The organism is Microbacterium lacus, assembly GCF_039531105.1.
GTDB lineage: Bacteria > Actinomycetota > Actinomycetes > Actinomycetales > Microbacteriaceae > Microbacterium > Microbacterium lacus.
The window spans coordinates 1-20,228 of the sequence record NZ_BAAAPK010000004.1; the positions used below are offsets into that span (position 1 = coordinate 1).

Consider the following 20,228-nt stretch of genomic DNA (forward strand, 5'->3'; position numbering starts at 1 on the left):
CCTTCCCGAGCGCGAAGGAGAGGAAGTCCCAGGCTCCCTGCTGATGCGGCGACTGAGCGGACACGCCGGCCAGCCAGCCGTAGAGGATGTGCTTGGGCTCGAAATCACCGCCATCGCTCATCGGTGGAAGACCCGCACTGAAGGTGTCGGCGACATTCGAGCTCGTGGGATCCGCCAGGACTCCGTACCATCCGGAAGGGGCCACCATCTGCGCGCAGTCGAGCTGGGTGAAGGCGGTCGTCGCACCGGTCTGACCAGAACTGTACGTGCTTTCCGGCGAGAATGGCGCCAGGGCCACATAGTCCTCCATGACTTGCTTTGCGAAGTCCGTGCTCAGCAGCGGCTCGTTGGTCTCCGGATCGAGCAACCGGCCACCCGAGGAGTACAGCCGCTCCGTGTACGCCCGTGCCGACAGCGCAGGCCCCCAGTAACCGCAGTACCCGTAGTAGCCCGCATCCGAGAACTCGGCCGCCTGTTCGTTCACCTCTTCCCACGTGGTCGGAAGCTCGAGGCCCAGTTCCTCGAACAGGTCGGTGCGGTAGAAATTGACGAACGGCTCGGTGCTCAGCGGCACCCCGTAGGTCACGTCTTCGTACTTCGAATACTCCTGCAGAGCATCGGGGAAGTCATCGATGTCGTAGGCCTCATCCGCATCGATGAAGGTATCCAGCGGTTGCAGAGCGCCGGAGGGGACGATCGTCGGCATCGTCAAGGCGTCGAACTGAGCAATGTCGAAAGTCGCTTGGTTTGCTTGGCCCGCGAGGATCATCTTCGTGGGCAGTTGGGCGTTCGGCACTGATACGAACTCAACGTCGATTCCGGTGCTTGCGGTGTACTCAGCTCCTGCCTCTTTGAGGAACGTGGCACTCGGGCTGTCTGTGACCAGCACAGTGAGCTTCGTCACTTCCTCTTCCGATTGTGGAACTCCAGGAGCCCCCGCTTCGTTTCCACTTTCGTCGGCGGTGCACGCCGTGAGGGCGAGCGCGGCTGCCGCGGCCAGCGCCACTGCACTGTGGATGCGCTTCATGAACTGCTCTCTTTCAGATTGATGATGAACGTGCTCTAGTGCTCACCCGCCGCGAAGGCTGACTCCGCATTGAGTCCGGGACGGAGTTTCTGGACCCGTATTTTCTATATTATGCATGAAATTATGTATATACAAAGGCGAGCTTTCCGGTTGCGCCATCCGCGAAGCGTCGGTAAGCCTCCTCTCCCGCCGCCAGGTCGTAGGTCTCGCTCACCAGGGAGTCCGGATGGATTCCGGTCCGCGCGAGAAGTCGGGTCACCTCCTCCATCTCGGCCATGCTCGACACCCACGACCCCCGTACGGTCAGCAGCTTCTTGAGGACGAGATCCGTGGGACTGAATGTGAGGTCCTGCCTTCCGACGCCGACGTAGACCACGCGTCCCCAGGTTCCGGCCGCCTCCAGGCAAAGCAATCGCGCGGGGACGGCCCCCGAGCATTCGATGGCCGCGTCGACGCCGAAGCCCCCGGTGAGCGCGTCGAGTTCTGCCGCCGCATCCGTTGCGGACAACGCATGTGCCAGTCCATGGCGCGTCGCTTCAGCCAGCCGGTCTGCGTTGGGATCGGAACCGATGACGAAGACACCCATGTTCGCTGCGAGCAGCGTCACGGCAAGGCCAACAGGACCCATTCCTGTCACGAGCAGCCGGTCCCCGGCACGCACGCCCGTTTTGAGCAACGCCGAATATGCCGTGGACACCCCGCAGGCGATCATCGCGCCATCGATGAAGCTCAAGGTTTCTGGGAGCAGGATGAGCGAGCGCTCTTCGACGAGTAGCAGGGGCGCGTGTCCACCGTTCCTGCCGCCTCCGTATGCGATGCGGGCGGCGCTGCGGCAGACGACGGGGTAGCCTCGTCGACAGTTGTCGCACGTGCCGCATCCCAGAATGTGATGCACGAGCACACGGTCACCGACAGCGAAACCCGTCACCGCCGATCCGACCGACTCGACCACCCCGGCGGGCTCATGCCCCCCAGCGATGAGCGTTGTTCCATCAGGTGCCCGAAGCCCGCTGGGAGCGATGTACGAGTGCAGGTCGCTCCCACAGATGCCTGACGCCTTAACGGATATGCGCACTTCCGTCGGGCCAGGAGAGGGGATATCAAACTCGCGCAGGGCCACGGTGCTCTCGCCAGGGAAGGCGAGACCGGTCACAGTTGTCATGATCGACCAATCTTCAGGAAGTAGTTACATATAGAATATAGAAAATCCGACGAAGATGGGATGCGATGTGTCCCAAGACGAGTGAAAGGCCGTGAGAGTGAGCCGTTACTGCCTTCGAACGCCGACGGTCGAGGCTGTCGTCGATCTAGGTCGAGGAGCAGAAGTCGCTTCGTTGACCGACAGGGCAACCGGTATCGACGTCTTGATGCGCACGCCCTGGGCCGTCAGCTCCGACGCGGTGCGACCGGTGCCACAGACAAGCCCTCGGGACAGCGAGGAAGCCTGGATGGACTCCTACTCCGGTGGATGGCAGGTGCTCGTCCCTCACGCAGGCCCTTCGACAACCGTGGACGGGGTGGAACGGCGGTACCACGGCCAGGCGTCCGCGCTGGAGTGGGAGTTGACGCGCGTGCAGGACTCTCGGATCGAGGCCCATGTGCGGCTGACCGAACTCCCTTTCCATATTCAGAGGTCGATCAGCGTGAACGGGGACGTGGTGAGCGTGGAGGACAGTCTCCACAACATGTCAGACCAGGCTCACCGCTACGTTTACCAGCACCACCCGGCCTTCGGCGCTCCCTTTTTGGGGCCGATGTGCGAAGTCGAACTGCCTGGGGATGACTTCTTCCTCATCTCGACCGAGCCCGGGGGGCCGGGCGGGGCGAATCCCCGCCATATTCCTGCCCTCGACGGCAGTCGACTCTTCGGTGCCGTCGCCGTCCAAGGAGCGGGCCGCGCGAGGGTGAGCAATCCACTCCTCGGCCTTGCAGTGGAACTCAGCTGGGACGATCCCGACCTTCGATATGCGTGGATCTGGCGTGAGTCAGGTGCCTCCGTCGATTCCCGATGGGCCGGGGGCGGATACGTATACGCCATCGAACCGTCGACGACTCCGCCCGGTGCGGACAACTTGCGGATGCTGACCCTCGAGCCGGGCGGACGCCGTCGATTCACCGTTGCGGTGGGTCTGACTCGTTTCATCCCGACCAATGCAACGGAGAAGGACAAACAATGAAGGTCGCCATCACAGGTGCTCTCGGAATAGTCGGATCTATAGTCTCCGCCCACCTCAGCGCTGCCGGCCACGAGGCTATCCGTATCGACATCCGTCGGCCGCCGGCTGGTGAGCCGGGGGCGTCCGAGTCCTCCGTAGCCGATCTGACGGACTATAACGCCGCCCGCTCCGCGCTGAGTGGCGCGGACGCCGTGGTGCACCTCGCTGCAATCAACAACCCGCGGACGGCGCCGGAGTGGCAGGTGCACAACACGAATGTGACCTCGTCGTACAACGTCCTTTCTGCCGCCGCAGAGCTCGGCATCCGTCGGGTCGTGCAAGCCTCAAGCGTCAATGCCATCGGGATGGCTTGGAGCAGGCAACCACGTTTCGATTACCTGCCCGTCGATCTTGAACATCCCTCACGGACGGAGGACGGCTATAGCCTGTCGAAACAGATTCAGGAGCTGCAGGCTGACTCACTCGTTCGCCGCCACGACTCACTTAGCGTGGTCAGCCTTCGCCTGCACGCCGTGCTGGCCCATGCTGCCGATGCACAAGCCGGTATAGATCGCTTCGGGCTTGACTGGGCTGTCAATGGTCTCTTCGGGTACTGCACCCACGTGTCGGTTGCCACCGCGATCGAGCAGGCAATCCTCGTCGACTTCCGCGGACACGAGCGGCTCTGGGTGGTGGAGCCGCAGACATTTAGCGACGAACCCACCTCCGAACTCGTCCGACGCTACTACTCCGGTGTACCGCTGATCCGACCGCTCGTCGGGCGGGAAGCACTCATCGACGCGCGTCGAACTCGCGAGGTCCTGAGATGGACACCATCAACCGAAGGGAACTCAGCGTGATCGCGCTACCGGGTGTTCTGGACGGCCAACTGATCATTCCTGTCGTCACGATTCATGATGCCTCGACGGCACCACACGTCGTCGCAGCGCTGGCCGCCGGCGGCATCGGCTGCGTCGAGATCACTCTCCGAACCTCTTCGGCGCTTGAAGCGATCGCCGCTGCAGCAGCGACCGAGACACTCCACGTGGGCGCAGGCACCGTTCTCACGGCGGAGGACGTCGACCGCGTCGCGGAGGCGGGCGCGCGCTTCGTCATCAGCCCCGGGCTGGACGAACGTGTGGTCTCCCGAGCTACGGACCTCGGACTTGCCGTGCTTCCGGGAGCAGCGACAGCGACGGAAGCTCAGAGAGCCCTCACCGGCGGCCTGGGCGCTGTCAAGTTCTTCCCTGCAGATCAGCTCGGCGGGCTCAACGCTGTCGCCGCGCTCGCCCAGCCGTTTCCCACATTGGCCTTCGTGCCAAGCGGCGGCGTCTCCCCGCTGAACGCAGCGCGGTATCTGCGGCATCCCGCAGTCCCTGCCGTCAGCGGGAGTTGGCTTGCACCGTCAGACGTCCTAGCTGCGCGGGACTACCGAAAAATCGAGAAGCTGAGCCGCGAGGCGGCCAGGCTCGTGAAGGAGGTGCAGGGATGAACGGTGGGCTGCTCACCCTAGGAGAGACCATGGCGCTGCTTCGCCCCACCGCCCCCTTAGCGCTCGAACACGCCAACGAGCTGGCGATCGGCGTAGGCGGCGCTGAAAGCAACGTCGCCATCGGTGTCGCTCGGCTGGGTCTGCCATCTGCGTGGATCGGCCGCGTTGGCGACGACGCCCTTGGCCGACGAGTCCTCCGTGAACTTCGCGGGGAGTCCGTCGAAGTTCATGCACGCGTGGAGGTCGCGGCGCCCACCGGTCTCATGATCAAGGAGCCGGTCGCGCAGGTCACTCGGGTTAGGTACCACCGGTACGGCAGCGCGGGAAGCATGATCTCACCCGAGGATGTCGACGAGGGGATGGTCCGCCTCGCGGGCGTCGTTCACGTTACAGGCATCACTCCGGCGATCTCCTCCAGCGCGGCTGAAGCCGTCGATCGGCTGATCGACCTTGCGCATGCTTTCCGCGTGCCGGTGTCATTCGACGTCAATCATCGATCTTTCCTCTGGAGGGACCGAGATCCGTCACCTGTGTATAGACGTCTTGCGGCGAAGGCGACGATCGTCTTCGCCGGCGTCGAGGAGGCAGAACTCTTGGTCGGAGAAGGGTCGCCCGCGGATCTCAGCAGGCGTCTTTCTCAGCTCGGGCCCGGACAGGCGATCGTCAAGCTCGGAAGTCGCGGCTGCGTGTCGTACATCGACGGCAACTTTGCCGAAGTTCCCGCAATCGGCGTCACGGTCGTCGACACCGTTGGCGCCGGCGACGCTTTCGTTGCCGGGTATCTGACCGGGTTTCTTGAGGGCCGCTCGGCCGCCGAGCGGGTGGACCTTGCCGTGCGTTGCGGCGCGTTTGCATGCCTCGGCCCGGGTGACTGGGAGAGCTCCCCACATCGATCCCAACTCGAACTGCTTAATGGCCTGGGGGACCCGGTGCTCCGGTAACCCCTTGACGAGGGTCAGCGGTGGCTCGCGCCATCCAGAAACATCGTCGTTAACAGTTCGGACACCTGCGAGGGAGCGAGGTCTCCGTCCGCTCGGTACCAAAACATCGTCCAATTCAGCAGATTGAACAGTGCGAGAGTCAGATGGGGCGCAGGCACGTCCTCCCGCAGGTCACCAGACTCCTGCGCCTCGCGGACGAGCGACTCGGTCCAGTTCTGATAGGAATCGCGCAATTGCACGACCTCATTGAGACGGTCGCCTGACAACGACCTCATGTCCGTAAGCATGGTGTGACTGAAGTCCACTTCGGCCAGCATGGCCACGGTGTGCCCGTGGATCATCGCCCGAATACGCTCCCGCGGGCGGGCCTCAGCCTGCTCGACGGCCGCTTTCGCGTTGACCTCGACGTCATGCAAGGCGGCCAGGCAGATCCGGTAGAGCAGATCTTCCTTGCTCGAGACGTGGTGGTAGAGCGTCGCCTTCTTGATCCCCAGCGCTTCGGAGATCTCGCGCGTCGTAGTGGCTTCGTATCCGTGACGCCGAAAAAGTGATGCAGCATCCGAAAGAATGCGTTGACCGGTCGAACGTCTTGCCCGCCCTGCAGGTTCGGTCATCCGAGCCACCTTTCTCGACGGGCTTCCAGGCTCCGGCCGCGGCGAGCTATCGCTCAGCCTTCAACCGCCGGATGTCCGGCCGGTGGCCCTGACCAGCAACCACGCACCGGGGATCAGCAACGCAGCGACTGCCGCTTTGATGAGACCAGGGATGATGAACGGTACTACCCCCACGGCCAGGATGCTCGTCACGGTGACCGCGTTTCCCTGGACAGGCCCGAGTATGAGCGCCATGTACGGCAGCCCGAAGACAAAGGGCACGACTGACGCGGCGACGAAGCCCACGAAGGCAAGCCACGGCATCCGATCCCATGCACGCTCCGCGAACCAGCCCGCGACGAAGGCAGCGGGGATGAAGCCGAGGACGAATCCGAAAGACGGCGCAAGGACGTATGCAGGGCCGGCAACCGGCCCCGCGAAGATAGGGGCGCCCGCGAGCCCAATTAGCAAGTAGGTCGCCAGACTCGCGGCGCCGCGCCGCGATCCCAATACCGCGCCGACGGTGATGACGGCCAGTGTCTGCCCGGTGATCGGGATCGGGCCGATGAAGAAGGACACCTTCGCGAGCACCGAGACAAGCGCGACTCCAGCCGCGACGAGGGCAACGTTACTCGCCATGCGAGTGAGCGGTCGGGTCGTAGCGATCATGTCGGCCAATGCTGGCCGTCGGACGGAAAGCGGGTGAGACATCGGGGACTCCTTCGTGTCATGTGTAACGCGGGTGCCATCAGAACGGACGTCGCCCCCGCGTTTGGCCGGGGTCTCTATGTGGCCTAGGATGACCATACCGGGCGCCCGGTCGGTTGTCGCTCGGAAACCGGGGGCCACGGTGGTAGTCGCAACCCGAAGCGGTGCATGGAGAAGGGGTGAGTGTTGATGAGCGAGAGACCGTCGATCGCGTCCATCATGAGTCAGGGCGGACGCGTCGCCGGAAGTCAGCGCGAGATCAGGATCATCGACACCACCCTCCGAGACGGGCACCAGAGCCTGTGGGCCACTCGCATGCGCACTGAGCACATCGCGTCCATGGCAGCCGACTTCGACGGCGCCGGCTTCGAGCATGTCGACCTGGTTGCCCCAATCCAATTCGACGTGGCCGTTCGATATCTCAAGGAGGATCCTTGGGAACGGGTTCGTATAGCCCACCGCCTGGCGCCGCGTACACGCTTCCGGGCACTGATCCGATCACGCAATCTTGCTGCGTTCGACTTCCTCCCTGATGATGTGATAACGGCATGGGTCGAGCGGCTTTATGCCAACGGCTTCCGTTCGATCGGCTCGTTCGACGGACTCAACGATGTCGACAACATCGCCGGCGGCCTGCTTCGGGCCAAACATCTCGGCGCAGAGACTTTCGGGGCCGTTTCGTTCTGTGAGAGCCCCGTGCACACCGACGAGCTATTCGTCTCGAAAGCGATTGAACTGATCGAGAAGGCGGACGTCGATCGCATCATGCTCAAGGACGCTGGGGGGTTGCTCACTCCGGAGCGGATCCGTTCATTGGTGCCCGCCCTGAAGGACGTCATCGGGCAACGCCCACTCGAAGTCCATACGCACTCGCTGACAGGGCTCGCACCGCTGGTGTGCTTGGAGGCAGCGGAGGCCGGCGCCGACTCCTTGCACTTGTCGATAGCCCCGCTCGCGACGGGCAACGCGCAACCGTCCGTGCAAAACGTCGTCCGAGATCTGCGCGCCCTTGGCTACGTCGTCAATGTCCGAGACGACGTCGTACAAGGGATCAGTGAGAAAATTCGCGCGATTGCAGCGGCAGAGGACAAGCCGCTCGGGGTACCGATCGAGTACAACGGACTGCACTACATGCACCAGACGCCGGGGGGCATGCTGTCCAACTTCCGCTCGCAGCTCGCGACTGCCGGGCTCGAGCAACGATACGACGAGCTTCTCATGGAGGTCGCCCGGGTTCGTGCAGAGCTCGCCTATCCCATCATGATCACCCCCTTCGCGCAGTTCGTCGGCACCCAGGCGGTGCTAAACGTGGTGACCGGCGAGCGATACAAGGTGGTCCCGAACGAGATCAAGAAGTACGTGCTCGGCTACTACGGCCAACTGCTTGGCGACATCGAAGCGGGACTGCGCGAGAAGATCCTTGCGAACGGCGCGTCCGACATCCCACTGGAGCCGACCGAGCCAAGCCCGATGCTTCCCACGCTGCACGAGCACCACCCGGACGAGTCGATCGACGACCACCTGCTTCGCGCGATGTTCGCCGGCAGCCAGGTCGACGAAATGAAGGCGACGGTGGCCGCGGGGGGAAACCCGGACGAGCTACCGGGCAATCTTTTGTCCATCGTGAAAGAGCTCTACGACAAACTTCCGGCGGGCACGAGATCGCTCGCCGCCGGAGACCTGCGAATCAGAATTCAGCGAGGAGACAACCATGCCGCTTGACCAGCCCGACATTCGCGAACTGAAGGCCATCATCGACTGGGTCAACCTCACGCCGGACGTGCAGGAACTGTCACTGAAGTACGGCGATGTCGAGCTATTCGTCTCGCGAGGCGGCCAGGGACACATCGCCACCTCACGGAAACCGACGACGCCGGCCACTTCCCCTGCACCACCGGCCGCTCCCCCGGCGCGAGAGGCGACTGCTCCTGTCCCCTCCGCGCCCGCGCCCGCTCCACCGACGATCGCCGCACCGGGAGACGTCGTCATTACTGCGCCCATGGTCGGGACGTTCTACGCCGCTCCGAGCCCCGCCGCACCCGCGTTCGTATCCGTCGGTGGACGAGTTACGCCGACCACGGTTGTCGGCATCGTCGAAGTCATGAAGCTCATGAACAGCATCGAGGCGGGAGTTCTGGGTACTGTGACCCGCATCATGGCGACCAACGAGCAGGCCGTCGAATTCGGCCAGCCTCTCCTGGTGATCACGCCAGATGTCTAGGAACCTCTCGAGCGTCCTCATCGCAAATCGGGGTGAGGTCGCGTTGCGGATCATCCGCGCCTGTAGGGAGATGGGCATTCGCAGTGTGCTGGCGTACTCCCAGGGCGATAAAGATTCCCTTCCGGTGCAATTGGCAGATTTGGCAGTCTGCATCGGCCCGGCGGGCGTCGCGCAGAGCTACCGAAACCTTCATGCCGTGGTCAGCGCGGCGCTAACGTTTGGCGCGGAGGCGATCCACCCGGGGTACGGGTTCCTCGCGGAAAACAGCGAGTTCGCTGCTATGTGCGAGGCAGAGGGGATCATCTTCATCGGCCCTGGGTCCGACATCATCCGCCGGATGGGGGACAAGATAGAGGCGAAGAAGATTGCGCGCGAAGCCGGTGTGCCGACGGTGCCCGGCTCGGAGGGTGCCATCGATCGATTCGATGAGGCGCTCGCCGTCGCGGGTGAGGTCGGCTACCCGCTACTCATCAAGGCCGCGGCCGGCGGAGGGGGTCGCGGGATGAGGGTGGTCGAAAACCCCGAAACGCTCGAACGGGATCTCGCGGAGATCATGTCAGAGGCGGAGGTTGCCTTCGGCGACCGGGCGGTCTACATCGAGCGGTTCCTCACCGACGTCCGGCACATCGAGATCCAGGTGGTGGGGGACGGCGTCTCCACGGTGCACCTCGGCGAACGGGACTGCACGGCTCAGCGTCGCAACCAGAAACTGATCGAGGAAGCCCCTTCGCCGGTGCTCGACTCTGAACTGCGTTCTCAACTCGCGCGCTCAGCCATTGCACTGTGCCAATCTGTCGGCTACCGGAACGCTGGCACGGTCGAGTTCGTCTTCGACAACCGTGAGCGCACGTTCTACTTCATCGAGATGAACACACGCATCCAGGTCGAGCATCCTGTGACCGAGATGGTCACCGGCATCGATCTGATCAAGCTTCAGCTCCACATTGCGGCCGGCAACCCGTTGCCTCTTTCTCAGGATGACGTCGCTTTCCGGGGGCACGCTATCGAGTGCCGCATCAACGCCGAAGATCCCGATCAGGGGTTCCGGCCGGCGCCCGGCACGGTCGCGCGCTTCCGGAGCCCGGGGGGATTCGGAATCCGCCTCGACACACACATTGAATCGGGTTACGTCATCCCGCCTTTCTACGACTCGATGATCGGCAAGCTCATCGTGTGGGGCGTTGACCGAGATGAGGCGATCGCGCGCGCCCTGCGCGCGCTCGATGAATTGTGTGTGGATGGCGTCACGACGACGGCACGGCTCCACGCGGCGATCCTGAACAGCGAAATCTTCCGCGATGGCCAATTCAATACGGCCTTCGTCGCGGACTTCCTTGCCGCCCGCGAGCCATCACGAGCCTGACCCTCGAATCCGCTCATCCACCGATCCCAGAAACGCGATCATGCCCGACACCGCCGCAGCACGCACCACGAGACTCCTCATCGACGGCGAACTCGTCGCCGGCAATCGAGAGCCGATTAGGATTCTAGATCCCGCCGACGAGAGCGTCTTCGCGTGGTCAGCGAGCGCATCGCTGGAGCAGCTATCTGACGCGGTCTCCGCCGCCGAACGCGCATTCCCAGCGTGGCGCAACACACCCGTCTCTCGACGCCGAAGGACGCTTCGGGAGATCGCGGCGCTGCTCCGCGAGCACGAGGAAGAACTCGCCGTGCTGCTTACCCGCGAGCAGGGCAAGCGTCTGACCGAGTCTCGCGGCGAGATCGATCGGTCAGCATGGTGGTTTGACCACATGGCTGAGATCGATGTGCCGTGGGACGAGGTCGTAGAGGAGGACGATGAGCGCACCGTGCGCGTTCGGCGGGTTCCGATGGGTGTCGTTGCGGCTCTGGCACCGTGGAACTTTCCTGTAACCCTCGCAATGTGGAAGGTCGCACCGGCACTGCTGACCGGCAACACCGTGGTCTTGAAGCCGTCGCCCTATACGCCCGTCGCGACGCTGCGAATCGCCGAGTTGGTGTGCGGGGTGCTGCCCGCCGGAGTACTCAACGTCGTCACTGGTGAGCACGATCTCGGCGCTGCGCTGACGAGCGATCCGCGTGTGGCGCGGATCGTGTTCACCGGATCGACAGCCACTGGTTCGGCGGTCATGCGTTCCGCCGCCGCCACGATGGCAAGCGTTACCCTCGAGTTGGGCGGGAACGACGCCGCCGTCGTGCTACCCGACGTGGACATAGATGTCGTGGCCGAGAAAGTGTTTCTGGCGTGCTTCACGAACAACGCGCAATACTGTCTCGCGTCCAAGCGTGTGTACGTCCACGCGAGCATCTACGACGAGTTTGCGGAACAATTCGTTCGGGTCGCAGAGCGAGTGCGCGTCGGCAGCGGGCTGGACCCCGATGTCGATCTGGGTCCCGTTGCGAACCGTGATCAGTACATTCGCGTGCGCGGGCTCATCGAGGCGGCGACGCACCGGGGTCTCTCCTTCCACCTGCGGGGTGCAATCCCCGAGGGGCAAGGCTTCTACATCCACCCGCACGTCGTGGACGACCCGCCGGAAGCGGACCCTGTCGTCGCCGAAGAGTCGTTCGGGCCGATCGTGCCCTTACTGCGATTTCACGATGACGATGAGGTGATCGAGCGGGTGAACGCCTCCGCGTACGGGCTCGGCGGCTCGGTGTGGGGCGCCGATCAGGAGCGCGCTGAGCGCGTCGCGCAGCGCATCGACTCGGGAATAGTGTGGGTCAACGAGACGCAGCGGCTGTCGCCCGCTTTTCCTCTGGGCGGCCACCGGATGTCGGGCCTCGGCAGCGAGAACGGCCTCGACGGTGTTCTGCAATACACCAACGTTCAGGTGATCTCGATCGGTCGGAATACTTGATGGCGGTAGAGACCGGGCTCGCCCCGCTGACCGACCTTCGAGTGCTCGATCTCACCGGTAAGCTTGTCCCGGGCATGGCAAGACTCCTTGCGGATCTCGGCGCGGACGTGATCCGACAGGCACGCTCCGACGAGACGACCGAGCTCGCAGATGAAGCCCACGGCGATTCCGGAGGGCTCCTGGCGGACGAAATCGAGGCGCTCGCGGAAACGTCGGATGTCGTTCTCGTCGACGACTCCTCCGGTGCCGCGCGCCGGTACGCTGCGGCCGGCTTCGGACGACGCGCGGCAGAGGGTCCCTCGATATGGATAGACGTTAGCGACTTCGGACGAACGAGTTCGCGTTCCGGGTGGACCGCGTCGGCCGGCGTTCACTTTGCGCTCTCGGGCGCGCTCGCGCGGTCGGGCCTGCCTGAGTACCGCACTCCGCTCATGCCACCCGCGTTTATCGTCGACATCACGGCCGCGGTGCACGGTGTGTGGCTCCTATTGCTTGCCGTCGTAGCCGCTGCTCGTACGCGAGAAGATCAAGCGATCGACTTCGCCGTCTCCGATGCGATGTTCCACGGCCTCGATCCGGCCTTCGGAATCAAGGGCACCGTTCTCGGGACAAGAGATCTGAGTGCGGCAATCGGGAGACCGGATTCGCGCGACCTTTACCCCGTTTTCCACGTTGCTGACGGCTGGGTGCGCATTTGCGTCCTGAGCCCTGGCCAGTGGCGAGGACTGTTCGGATGGCTGGGCGAACCCGCTGCCTTCGCCGATCCGCGGTTCGAGCACGGCGAGGTCCGTCTGGCCGCAGCGCGCGAGCTGTACCCCGAGATCGGTCGGCTCCTGGCCGACCTTTCCCAGGAGGAAGCGGTCCGCGAGGGCCAAGCGCGTGGCGTTCCGATCGCGGCTATCCGACCTGCAAGTGGGGCGCTCCCGGCATCCGAGTTATGCGGGGCCGAGCCGTCCGACGGAGACACCGCCACCAACCCCGGAAAAGCAGGGATCTTCGTCATCGATGGCCGCCGAATGCGGTTTCCCGCCCCACGGTCGCGCACGTGGCGCACAGCCTCGAGATTCTTCGACGGCCTCAATGGATGGGATGCTGCAGCCCTGCCGCTTGAGGGCTTGCGCGTTCTCGACCTCGGGGTGATCGTTGCCGGAGCAGAAACCGGACGGCTGCTCGCTGATTACGGGGCGGACGTCATAAAAATTGAGAGCCCAGATCACCTGGACGGATCGCGGCTCGCCACGCTCGCCACTGGGATGTCCACGAGCTTCGCGCGCGGACATCGCAACAAGCGCAGCATGGGCGTGAATCTGCGTCATGACCTCGGCCGAAGGGTCTTCAGCGACCTGATTGCCGTATCGGACGTGATGGTGAGCAACTTCAAGCCCGGCACGCTCGATTCACTCGGCCTTGACCATAAGGCACTCGAACGGATCAACCCCGCGCTCGTGACCGTCGAAGGAAGCGCGTTCGGTGCGTCCCCCGACGCGCGGCGCCTCTTCGGATACGGACCGCTCGTTCGCGCCTCCGCCGGCGTGACCCATGAGTGGCAGTACCCGGGTCAGAACGGGAGCTACGGCGACGGGCTCACCGTCTTTCCCGACCACCTGGCGGGACGACTTGCCGCCATCGCCGCCGTGTCACTGTGTCTGCGTTCGCGTCGCACCGGCGAGGCAGGAAACGCGACGATCGCGCAACTCGACCTGATCCGCGACGCCTCCGCCTTCGCTTCTGCACGCCCGAACGCGCCAGACGCGCCCTGCGGAGTGTTCGCCGGGCCCGGTGGAAGTGAAGCGGACACCTGGCTCTACCTGGAGGTGGACGGCGACCGAGCATTCCAGGAGATGTGCGCCGCGATAGGACGCGACGACATCACCCAGCTCGACAGGTTCGCAAGCCGTTCGCAACGCATTGCCCATCGTGAGGAGTTGGACGAAATCATCTCGGCATGGGTGAGTGGGGTCGATCCGGCAACCGCGGCGTCGGTGCTCCAACGCGTCGGCGTGAAGGCTGCGCCGGTGGTTCACGAGGTCGAGCTGACCGATGACGTGGATGTCAGCCGCAGAGCGCTCCTTGCCAACAGCGCTCTACCGGGAGTGTCTGGCAGCTTAATCGTCCAGGGCGGCGAGGCGCTGTTCGCGAGCGGCCTCACGCCGCGGTTGAACCCCGCACCACGTCTCGCCGAGCACACTCGAACAGTTGCGGAAGAGCTGCTCGGGTTGACCCCCACGGAGATCGATGCACTCGTGCATAGCAGGGCACTGTTCGCTGCCCCACAGGCGGGCAGGCAGGGGCCCCTCGCATGACACTGACGATAAATTCGGTTGTCCTGCGCGCACCGAACGACCCATTTTCTCTTGAGCGGGTGCGGATGGCTGAGCCAGGACCGAGCCAAGTACTCGTGAAGATCGCAGGGACCGGGCTGTGCCACACAGATCTGCGCACGCGCGACCCCGAGGTTTGGAACGTGACGGGCCCGATAATCCCGGGACACGAGGGCGCCGGCATCGTCACCAAAGTGGGCTCAGCAGTGACCGACCTGCATCCAGGCGACGCCGTCATCATGAGCTTCGCCTCCTGTGGGAGATGCACGAACTGCCTGCGCGGCAGCCCAGGCTACTGTGACCACTTCGAAGCGATGAATCTCACGGGCCTTAGCCAGGGAAACCGCCCACCAGCGGAAGCGGTCTCAGACGGCCTGCCGCTCGCGGATCGATGGTTCGGCCAGTCCTCGTTCGCCGAGTATGCCGTCGTGGAAGACCGCGCAGCGGTACGGGTTGACGCAGGACTACCGCTCGCGCTTCTTGCGCCCCTCGCGTGCAGCGTTCAAACCGGCGTGGGCAGTGTTTTCCACGAGATGGACGTTCGGCCCGGACACTCGGTGGCGGTCTTCGGGGTTGGGGCAGTGGGCCTGGCCGGCGTTGTCGCCGCGAAGTTATGCGGTGCCACCGAGATCGTCGCCGTGGACCGCGATGCTCACCGACTGTCCCTCGCTCGCGAGTTGGGCGCCACGCGCACGGTGGAGGGGGGCGACGACCTCGACGATCGGGTACGCGCAGGAGGACCCGGCATGCACTGGACCCTTGAGACCACGGCCGCGCCGCCGCTCCTGACTGCGGCAATCCAGGTGTTGCGCCGACCCGGAGGAGCAGTTCTTGTCGGGGCCGGCGGACGGTTGAGCGTCACGCCGCGTGCTCTCGCGGGCCGGCGGGTCACGTTCTGCTTCGAAGGCAGCGCCGTGCCGCAGGTGTTCATTCCGCAGCTTGTCGCGATGTGGCAACGTGGTGACCTGCCGCTCGAGAAAATCGTCGAGTGTTATGACCTCTCCGACATCAACCGCGCCGAAGCTGACATGGCCAGCGGGCGCGTGGTCAAGCCGGTCCTCGTTCCCTCAACCGGAGCCCATTGATCGTAGCCGCGAACGACTTCGTGTTACTGCAGGCGTCCGATTTGACCCCCGGACGGTTTGGCGAATCCGCTCACGAAGGAGCCCGCGCTCCGCGCCGCCACCGATGTCAGCCTTCCGATGCGGCCCGGAGCGATTCTGCGAGGAACTTCACCTGCCGTGGCCACTGGTCGGCACCGCCGCCCTCGTGACCGTTGAGGGGCCACACCACGATCTCCTTTCTCCGCGCGTCCCAGGCGTTGAACGCTGCGAAAACGGTCGACGGCGGGCAGACTGTGTCCTGCAGGGCGACCGAGAACAAGGTCGGCGCCGTGGCCCGCGCCGCAAGGGAGACGCCGTCGAAGTACGCCAACGTGCTCGCCACTACTGCCACGTCGTCACGGTGCGCACGCAGATAGCGCACGATCTCGGCATACGGGTCGCTGTCCGTGAGACCTACCGCCCGCTCGAAGTGGCAAAGGAAGGGCACATCGGCCAAACATGCCGCGACCGCGCCGTGAAGCGCCGAGGCGGCGATCGCGATTCCCCCACCCTGACTGATGCCCGCCACAGCGACTCGACCGGCGTCGACCTCGGTGCGTGTCTGGAGGAAATCGATGGCACGCACGGCATCCGTATACACACGCCGGTAGTAGTAGGTGTCGCGGTGGAGGATCCCGCGTGTCATGAACCCCGGAACGGCAGGCTCCGACCCGGCCGGATCTGGTGTGCCGCTTCCCGAGTCGCGGTGGGCGCCTTGACCGCGGGTATCGACCACAAGTGTTACATAGCCCGCGCTGGCCCACGGCAGCCATTCGTGGGGAAGACCTCGCCCGCCGCCGTAGCCCTGAAAGTGCACGATAGCCCGGCATCTCTCGGCGCCGTCGGGGACGAGCAGCCACGCGCCGACGGGATGGCCGCCGAATCCTGGGAACCGCACGTCGAAGACGCGGATGTGCGCGAACGGAGCAGGGACGGCCGTCACCACGGAACTCTGTATCGGCACCTGTCGCGCCGTGGCGATAGTACCGGTCCAGAAATCGTCGAAGTCCTCGGGCTCGGTCACGGTCGGGCGGTATCGCCGCAATTCGGCCTCGGGTAGGTCGAAGAAAGCCATCCGTGTGCGTCCGTTCCTATCGAGCGATTCGGCTGTAGGTCTCGTCAATGAGCAGCTCGTCACCGCGGAAGTACTCGCGACGGAACGTGTAGACATCGAAAACGCCCGATCGCCCGGCCTTGCGCTCGACTCCCACAAATGTGCAGCGGATGCGAATAGTGTCGCCGGCGTAGATGGTCCCATGCCATCGCACGCAGGTTTCGCCCGCGACAACCTTGCTGAAGGCGAGCGGATCGTCCAGCGCAATTCCTCCGAGACTTAACTCGTCCCGCGGGCGGACGTGCCCCATACCCAGCCCGAGTGATGCGAAGAAGTATGGGGGGCCGATGACATCGCGGTGGCCGGCGCATCGGGCCACCTCCGCATCGTGGTGCTCAAGGGCCGAGATGCCGGCGGCGAAAGCAAACCTTCGTATCGCGTCTCGCGTCACTTGCACGATCTCTTCCGCGGGTGCCGTGGTGGCGACGGGCCCGTAAACATCAGTCATCGATCCTCCAGGTCAATAGCGACCGCTCACGAGCGTCGCGCTCCCGGGCACCGTGCATTCGCATCCCCACCCGTAGCGATGGAACATCGCCCGTAGCGGCCAAGCGACCGAGCAAGCGAACGCCGTCGTGATCGTCGAGCTCGACAATCACGACGGTGAAAGGCGTCAGGTCGGCATACTCGGGCGATGGCGCTCGGTGCGTCGTCGTCCAGGAAAAGAGTGTGCCGCGAGGGGCCGCGGAATACGGCGAGAAGCGGATTCCACCGCATTCGACGCACGACGGTCGTGGCGGCCACTGCACACGTCCGCAGATCGTGCAGCGCGGTAGGGAGAGCGGCGCTCCCTCGTCGCCATGCAGGTACGGTGCGATCTCGGGCGCGATCAGCCGCGCCCGGTTATGGCGGTCGTTGTGGATCACACGGCACCTGGCCTTCCCAGCAGCGCCATCGATCCGTCGCCCCAGTCTCCCCAGCCGGTGACCGCCGCCACCCGAGGGTCATCTACTTGGCGGCCGAAAGCCTCTTGGCGCAGTTGCCTGACGGCCTCGACGACATGCGAGAGCCCGAGCAGGTGTCCTTCCGAAAGCAGGCCACCGTGTGTGTTCGTCGGCAGCAAGCCACCCAGACGAAGGGCTCCGCTACGCACGAATGAGTCCGCCTCGCCCCGCGCACAGAAGCCGGCCTCCTCCAGCTGGTGGATCACTTCGAAGGTGAAGCAGTCGTAGATCATCGCCGTGTCGACGTCCGACGGTCCGAGACCGGCCGACTCATACGCCGCCGGCGCAGCCGCGCTCAATCCGATCCGCATCCAGTCTTCTCGATTAGTCAGGTCGTCCGGACTTTGGGGCCGAGCGGAGGCGAAGGCGAGGAGAGGTATATCGCGCGCACCGGTCCTTGTGCGTGATCGCCCCCGGCTTGTCAGTACGACGGCGACGGCACCATCCGTCTCCAGAGAGCAGTCCAGCACGCGGTAGGGATCAGTCACGGTCGGGGAGCGGTCGTAATCGACCCGCGTCATTGGCCGGCCATTCATCATCGCGGCGGGATTGAGCTGCGCATGCGCTCGCATGGTCAGCGCCACCTCCGCAAGTGCATCGACGGTCGTACCGTGCAGCGCCATGTGCCGCTGGGCGATCATGGCATACCACTGGGCCGGTGAGACCCAGCCATACGGGCGCTCCAAGAGCTCCCGGAACTGCTGACCAGGCAACAGGGCAACGCGGCGGTCGATGCGGTTGACCGAGCGGCCATTGCGCGCGAAGACAATCAGGGCGATGTCGGCAGCTCCCGAGCGCAAAGCCAGCTGCCCGAGCCCTACCGCATTCAGTCCGCCGTTTCCGCCGGGCGGAGGGATTAGGTCGATGACGTCGTCTCGCAGCGCCACGGCTGCAATCAAGTCCTCGGTGAAAAGAGACCCGCCGACGGGCACGACGACTCCCACATCGCTTGCCTGCAATCCGGCGTCGTCGAGCGCGGCGCACGCGGCCTGCCGGGCGAGCGACACCACCGAGACTCCGCTTGCGCGTGTGAATGCGCTGGCGCCGACACCGGCGATCTGTATGTCGGCGTTCGTCATCTCGCCACCACTGCACGTCCCACAACCCTCGCTGACCCGTCGGTGGCAAGGGTGCCGTCCGCCCTGACGAGTTGCATCCGCAGAGTCACTCCCGGATTCGGCTCACTCGCATCCGCGACCTCGATGACGGTGAGCGATGCCCGCAGCACCTCCCGCGGGTAGACCGGATTGGCGTGGCGCACAGTCGAGGTTTCCAGCACAGCGCCGAGACCGTTGGCCCATTCAGAGACAAGCTGCGTGAGCCAGGTCGCCTGCAGTGGTCCGTGTACTGGAACAGTGCGAAGTCCTTCCGACCGCGCGAACTGGTGATCGTAATGAATGCGATGCGGGAGGGCGCACGCGGCGCTGAAGAGAAACAAGTCGATTTCGTCGACGACGTGCTCTCTCGTGGCGACAACCATTCCGAGATGAAGGGTGTGATGCTCCCAGCGGGGTGAAGCCATGCCTGTATCTCATTCCGCCGTGCATGAAAGTGGCTCGGTCATCGAGCTACACGTTCAGGATAACCGACCGGGCGCCCGGTCGCAAAGTGCCGACAATCTGTGTATGCTCGCGCCGAGGCGATGGAGCCCGTAGAACTCTTGCGGAGTTGGGACTCCATGCCTCCCTTCACGGAGGCGCGCATCACTAGTAGCGAGCACCCAGTCCGAATCCACGAAAGTGAGCAATCAATGAAGCGCATACACAGTGCCGTGGCACTGGCGGCCGGCGCCACCCTTGTCCTGACAGCCTGCGCCCCGGCGAGCGAGGAAGACGCTGCGGGCGTTCCCCAGTCCGAGGAGCCAGCCAGCACGTTGACGGTCCTTGTCAGCGACAGTCCGAGCGCGAACTTCCTGATGGCCGCGGCGGAGGACTACACCGCGGAAACAGGGATCGAACTCGAGTTCGTCTCGGTACCGATCGCCCAGCTGCCCACAAAGATGATCCTCGCGGGCCAAGCGAACCAGGCAACGTTCGATGTCGTGCAGATCGACGCTCTCGCCGCGCCGACCATCATTCCCTCCGGAGCGCTGCTGCCGCTCGACTCATTCATCGATGCGGACGAGGTCTACGACATCGATGACTTCCCCGATGCTCTGCAGGAGTATTCGAAGTACGACGGTGTGACCTACGGGGTGCCGCTGAGCACCGAGCCGTTCGTCAATTTCTACCGCACCGACCTGTTCGAGGAACTGGGCCTCGAGCTTCCGACCACGTGGGAAGAGGTGAACGAACAGGCGGCCGAGTTCTCGGATGCGGGCTACTACGGGTACTGCGGAAACTTTGGCCCCCTCTTCTCAGCGCGCTCTTATACGGAGCGGCTCTACTCCTCGGGTGGCCGGTTGCTCGATCCGGAGACCAACGAGCCGCTGCTGAGCACGGACTTCGCAAAGCAAGTCATGGAGGACTATGTGGCCCTCGCACAGTTCTCGCCGGAAAGCACGCATAGCTCCGGTCAAGCCGGTGCGACGACCGCCTTCACCCAGCTCGACTGCGCGCAGATGGTGGCCCCTTCCGGATGGTACGGAGTTCTTGCCGACCCCACCAACTCGAACGTCTCGGAGACTTTTGGGACTGCCATGCCACCGATGAGCGATGGCGGTGATTTCGAGCCCAAGCACATCCTCTACGGCTGGCTGGCCGGTGTGTCCGCTCAGTCGCCGCATCAGCAGGACGCCTGGGACTTCCTCTCCTTCGCGCTCGGGAAGG

20 protein-coding genes are annotated in these 20,228 nt (G+C 64.4%); 11 read left to right on the forward strand and 9 right to left on the reverse strand.

All coding sequences use genetic code 11. From position 1 onward, the window contains the following. Both ABD197_RS16565 and ABD197_RS16570 read right to left on the reverse strand, forming a co-directional pair. Nucleotides 1–1,027, reverse strand: a 1,027-nt coding sequence (locus ABD197_RS16565; RefSeq protein ID WP_344056092.1) for an ABC transporter substrate-binding protein, incomplete at its 3' end; no start/stop codon positions are given. A gap of 121 nt (nucleotides 1,028–1,148) precedes the next feature. After that, a complete protein-coding gene (locus ABD197_RS16570) occupies nucleotides 1,149–2,189 on the reverse strand; it encodes a zinc-binding dehydrogenase (RefSeq protein ID WP_344056094.1) in 1,041 nt (346 codons plus the stop codon). A 97-nt stretch (nucleotides 2,190–2,286) separates the two neighbouring features. Between ABD197_RS16570 and ABD197_RS16575 the strand changes: the two genes are divergently transcribed. The 4 genes from ABD197_RS16575 to ABD197_RS16590 are packed head-to-tail and all read left to right on the forward strand — an operon-like array spanning nucleotide 2,287 to nucleotide 5,616. Beyond that, nucleotides 2,287–3,204, forward strand: coding sequence for a DUF4432 family protein (locus ABD197_RS16575; RefSeq protein WP_344056095.1), 918 nt, complete (start codon nucleotides 2,287–2,289; stop codon nucleotides 3,202–3,204). Then, nucleotides 3,201–4,043: an NAD-dependent epimerase/dehydratase family protein gene (locus ABD197_RS16580; RefSeq protein ID WP_344056096.1), complete on the forward strand. Its 843-nt coding sequence runs from the start codon at nucleotides 3,201–3,203 to the stop codon at nucleotides 4,041–4,043. Before ABD197_RS16575 ends, ABD197_RS16580 begins: the two co-directional genes overlap by 4 nt. Next, complete coding sequence (locus tag ABD197_RS16585; protein WP_344056097.1) at nucleotides 4,010–4,675, forward strand: bifunctional 4-hydroxy-2-oxoglutarate aldolase/2-dehydro-3-deoxy-phosphogluconate aldolase; 666 nt, start codon at nucleotides 4,010–4,012, stop codon at nucleotides 4,673–4,675. The genes ABD197_RS16580 and ABD197_RS16585 overlap by 34 nt, the downstream gene beginning before the upstream one ends. Beyond that, complete coding sequence (locus tag ABD197_RS16590; protein ID WP_344056098.1) at nucleotides 4,672–5,616, forward strand: sugar kinase; 945 nt, start codon at nucleotides 4,672–4,674, stop codon at nucleotides 5,614–5,616. The genes ABD197_RS16585 and ABD197_RS16590 overlap by 4 nt, the downstream gene beginning before the upstream one ends. A gap of 14 nt (nucleotides 5,617–5,630) precedes the next feature. On the opposite strand, the gene ABD197_RS16595 is transcribed toward ABD197_RS16590, so the two are convergent. After that, complete coding sequence (locus tag ABD197_RS16595) at nucleotides 5,631–6,230, reverse strand: TetR-type transcription factor C-terminal domain-containing protein (protein ID WP_344056099.1); 600 nt, start codon at nucleotides 6,228–6,230, stop codon at nucleotides 5,631–5,633. A gap of 60 nt (nucleotides 6,231–6,290) precedes the next feature. Continuing rightward, nucleotides 6,291–6,878 carry a biotin transporter BioY gene (locus ABD197_RS16600; RefSeq protein ID WP_344056100.1) on the reverse strand — a complete coding sequence of 196 codons (588 nt, stop codon included), beginning with the start codon at nucleotides 6,876–6,878 and terminating at the stop codon, nucleotides 6,291–6,293. A gap of 228 nt (nucleotides 6,879–7,106) precedes the next feature. Here ABD197_RS16600 and ABD197_RS16605 point away from each other — a divergent pair, with 228 nt between their 5' ends. The 6 genes from ABD197_RS16605 to ABD197_RS16630 are packed head-to-tail and all read left to right on the forward strand — an operon-like array spanning nucleotide 7,107 to nucleotide 15,384. Continuing rightward, nucleotides 7,107–8,639 (forward strand): hypothetical protein, encoded by a 1,533-nt coding sequence (locus tag ABD197_RS16605; RefSeq protein ID WP_344056101.1) that lies wholly within the window; start codon nucleotides 7,107–7,109, stop codon nucleotides 8,637–8,639. Further along, on the forward strand, nucleotides 8,629–9,138 hold the full coding sequence (gene accB, locus ABD197_RS16610; RefSeq protein ID WP_344056103.1) for an acetyl-CoA carboxylase biotin carboxyl carrier protein: 510 nt from the start codon (nucleotides 8,629–8,631) through the stop codon (nucleotides 9,136–9,138). The genes ABD197_RS16605 and accB overlap by 11 nt, the downstream gene beginning before the upstream one ends. Beyond that, the gene (gene accC, locus ABD197_RS16615) at nucleotides 9,131–10,501 is read left to right on the forward strand and encodes an acetyl-CoA carboxylase biotin carboxylase subunit (protein ID WP_344056104.1); all 1,371 of its coding nucleotides are present in this window, start codon (nucleotides 9,131–9,133) and stop codon (nucleotides 10,499–10,501) included. Before accB ends, accC begins: the two co-directional genes overlap by 8 nt. A gap of 40 nt (nucleotides 10,502–10,541) precedes the next feature. Then, the gene (locus ABD197_RS16620) at nucleotides 10,542–11,978 is read left to right on the forward strand and encodes an aldehyde dehydrogenase family protein (protein ID WP_344056105.1); all 1,437 of its coding nucleotides are present in this window, start codon (nucleotides 10,542–10,544) and stop codon (nucleotides 11,976–11,978) included. After that, nucleotides 11,978–14,281: a CaiB/BaiF CoA-transferase family protein gene (locus ABD197_RS16625; protein ID WP_344056106.1), complete on the forward strand. Its 2,304-nt coding sequence runs from the start codon at nucleotides 11,978–11,980 to the stop codon at nucleotides 14,279–14,281. The genes ABD197_RS16620 and ABD197_RS16625 overlap by 1 nt, the downstream gene beginning before the upstream one ends. Next, entirely contained in the window at nucleotides 14,278–15,384 is a 1,107-nt protein-coding gene (locus tag ABD197_RS16630; protein ID WP_344056107.1) for an alcohol dehydrogenase catalytic domain-containing protein, read from the forward strand. The genes ABD197_RS16625 and ABD197_RS16630 overlap by 4 nt, the downstream gene beginning before the upstream one ends. Before the next feature lie 106 nt (nucleotides 15,385–15,490). On the opposite strand, the gene ABD197_RS16635 is transcribed toward ABD197_RS16630, so the two are convergent. From ABD197_RS16635 to ABD197_RS16655, 5 genes are read right to left on the reverse strand one after another with little or no spacing between them, the layout of a single operon-like run. Then, complete coding sequence (locus tag ABD197_RS16635) at nucleotides 15,491–16,477, reverse strand: acetylxylan esterase (protein WP_344056113.1); 987 nt, start codon at nucleotides 16,475–16,477, stop codon at nucleotides 15,491–15,493. A 16-nt stretch (nucleotides 16,478–16,493) separates the two neighbouring features. Beyond that, the gene (locus tag ABD197_RS16640; protein ID WP_344056108.1) at nucleotides 16,494–16,964 is read right to left on the reverse strand and encodes an FAS1-like dehydratase domain-containing protein; all 471 of its coding nucleotides are present in this window, start codon (nucleotides 16,962–16,964) and stop codon (nucleotides 16,494–16,496) included. Further along, nucleotides 16,957–17,382: a Zn-ribbon domain-containing OB-fold protein gene (locus tag ABD197_RS16645; protein WP_344056109.1), complete on the reverse strand. Its 426-nt coding sequence runs from the start codon at nucleotides 17,380–17,382 to the stop codon at nucleotides 16,957–16,959. The genes ABD197_RS16640 and ABD197_RS16645 overlap by 8 nt, the downstream gene beginning before the upstream one ends. Further along, nucleotides 17,379–18,539 (reverse strand): thiolase family protein, encoded by a 1,161-nt coding sequence (locus tag ABD197_RS16650; protein ID WP_344056110.1) that lies wholly within the window; start codon nucleotides 18,537–18,539, stop codon nucleotides 17,379–17,381. Before ABD197_RS16650 ends, ABD197_RS16645 begins: the two co-directional genes overlap by 4 nt. Beyond that, a complete protein-coding gene (locus tag ABD197_RS16655) occupies nucleotides 18,536–18,982 on the reverse strand; it encodes a MaoC family dehydratase (RefSeq protein ID WP_344056111.1) in 447 nt (148 codons plus the stop codon). The genes ABD197_RS16650 and ABD197_RS16655 overlap by 4 nt, the downstream gene beginning before the upstream one ends. 249 nt (nucleotides 18,983–19,231) lie before the next feature. On the opposite strand from ABD197_RS16655, the gene ABD197_RS16660 reads away from it, so the two are divergent. Next, the coding region (locus ABD197_RS16660; protein ID WP_344056112.1) for an ABC transporter substrate-binding protein at nucleotides 19,232–20,228 on the forward strand (997 nt) is incomplete at its 3' end.

Coding starts and splice junctions, on each gene's coding strand:
- ABD197_RS16570 (WP_344056094.1), bottom strand. CDS start 2,189: ATGACAACTGTGACCGGTCTCGCCTTCCCTGGCGAGAGCACCGTGGCC.
- ABD197_RS16580 (WP_344056096.1), top strand. CDS start 3,201: ATGAAGGTCGCCATCACAGGTGCTCTCGGAATAGTCGGATCTATAGTC.
- ABD197_RS16585 (WP_344056097.1), top strand. CDS start 4,010: ATGGACACCATCAACCGAAGGGAACTCAGCGTGATCGCGCTACCGGGT.
- ABD197_RS16590 (WP_344056098.1), top strand. CDS start 4,672: ATGAACGGTGGGCTGCTCACCCTAGGAGAGACCATGGCGCTGCTTCGC.
- ABD197_RS16595 (WP_344056099.1), bottom strand. CDS start 6,230: ATGACCGAACCTGCAGGGCGGGCAAGACGTTCGACCGGTCAACGCATT.
- ABD197_RS16600 (WP_344056100.1), bottom strand. CDS start 6,878: ATGATCGCTACGACCCGACCGCTCACTCGCATGGCGAGTAACGTTGCC.
- ABD197_RS16605 (WP_344056101.1), top strand. CDS start 7,107: ATGAGCGAGAGACCGTCGATCGCGTCCATCATGAGTCAGGGCGGACGC.
- accB (WP_344056103.1), top strand. CDS start 8,629: ATGCCGCTTGACCAGCCCGACATTCGCGAACTGAAGGCCATCATCGAC.
- accC (WP_344056104.1), top strand. CDS start 9,131: ATGTCTAGGAACCTCTCGAGCGTCCTCATCGCAAATCGGGGTGAGGTC.
- ABD197_RS16620 (WP_344056105.1), top strand. CDS start 10,542: ATGCCCGACACCGCCGCAGCACGCACCACGAGACTCCTCATCGACGGC.
- ABD197_RS16625 (WP_344056106.1), top strand. CDS start 11,978: ATGGCGGTAGAGACCGGGCTCGCCCCGCTGACCGACCTTCGAGTGCTC.
- ABD197_RS16630 (WP_344056107.1), top strand. CDS start 14,278: ATGACACTGACGATAAATTCGGTTGTCCTGCGCGCACCGAACGACCCA.
- ABD197_RS16635 (WP_344056113.1), bottom strand. CDS start 16,477: ATGGCTTTCTTCGACCTACCCGAGGCCGAATTGCGGCGATACCGCCCG.
- ABD197_RS16640 (WP_344056108.1), bottom strand. CDS start 16,964: ATGACTGATGTTTACGGGCCCGTCGCCACCACGGCACCCGCGGAAGAG.
- ABD197_RS16650 (WP_344056110.1), bottom strand. CDS start 18,539: ATGACGAACGCCGACATACAGATCGCCGGTGTCGGCGCCAGCGCATTC.
- ABD197_RS16655 (WP_344056111.1), bottom strand. CDS start 18,982: ATGGCTTCACCCCGCTGGGAGCATCACACCCTTCATCTCGGAATGGTT.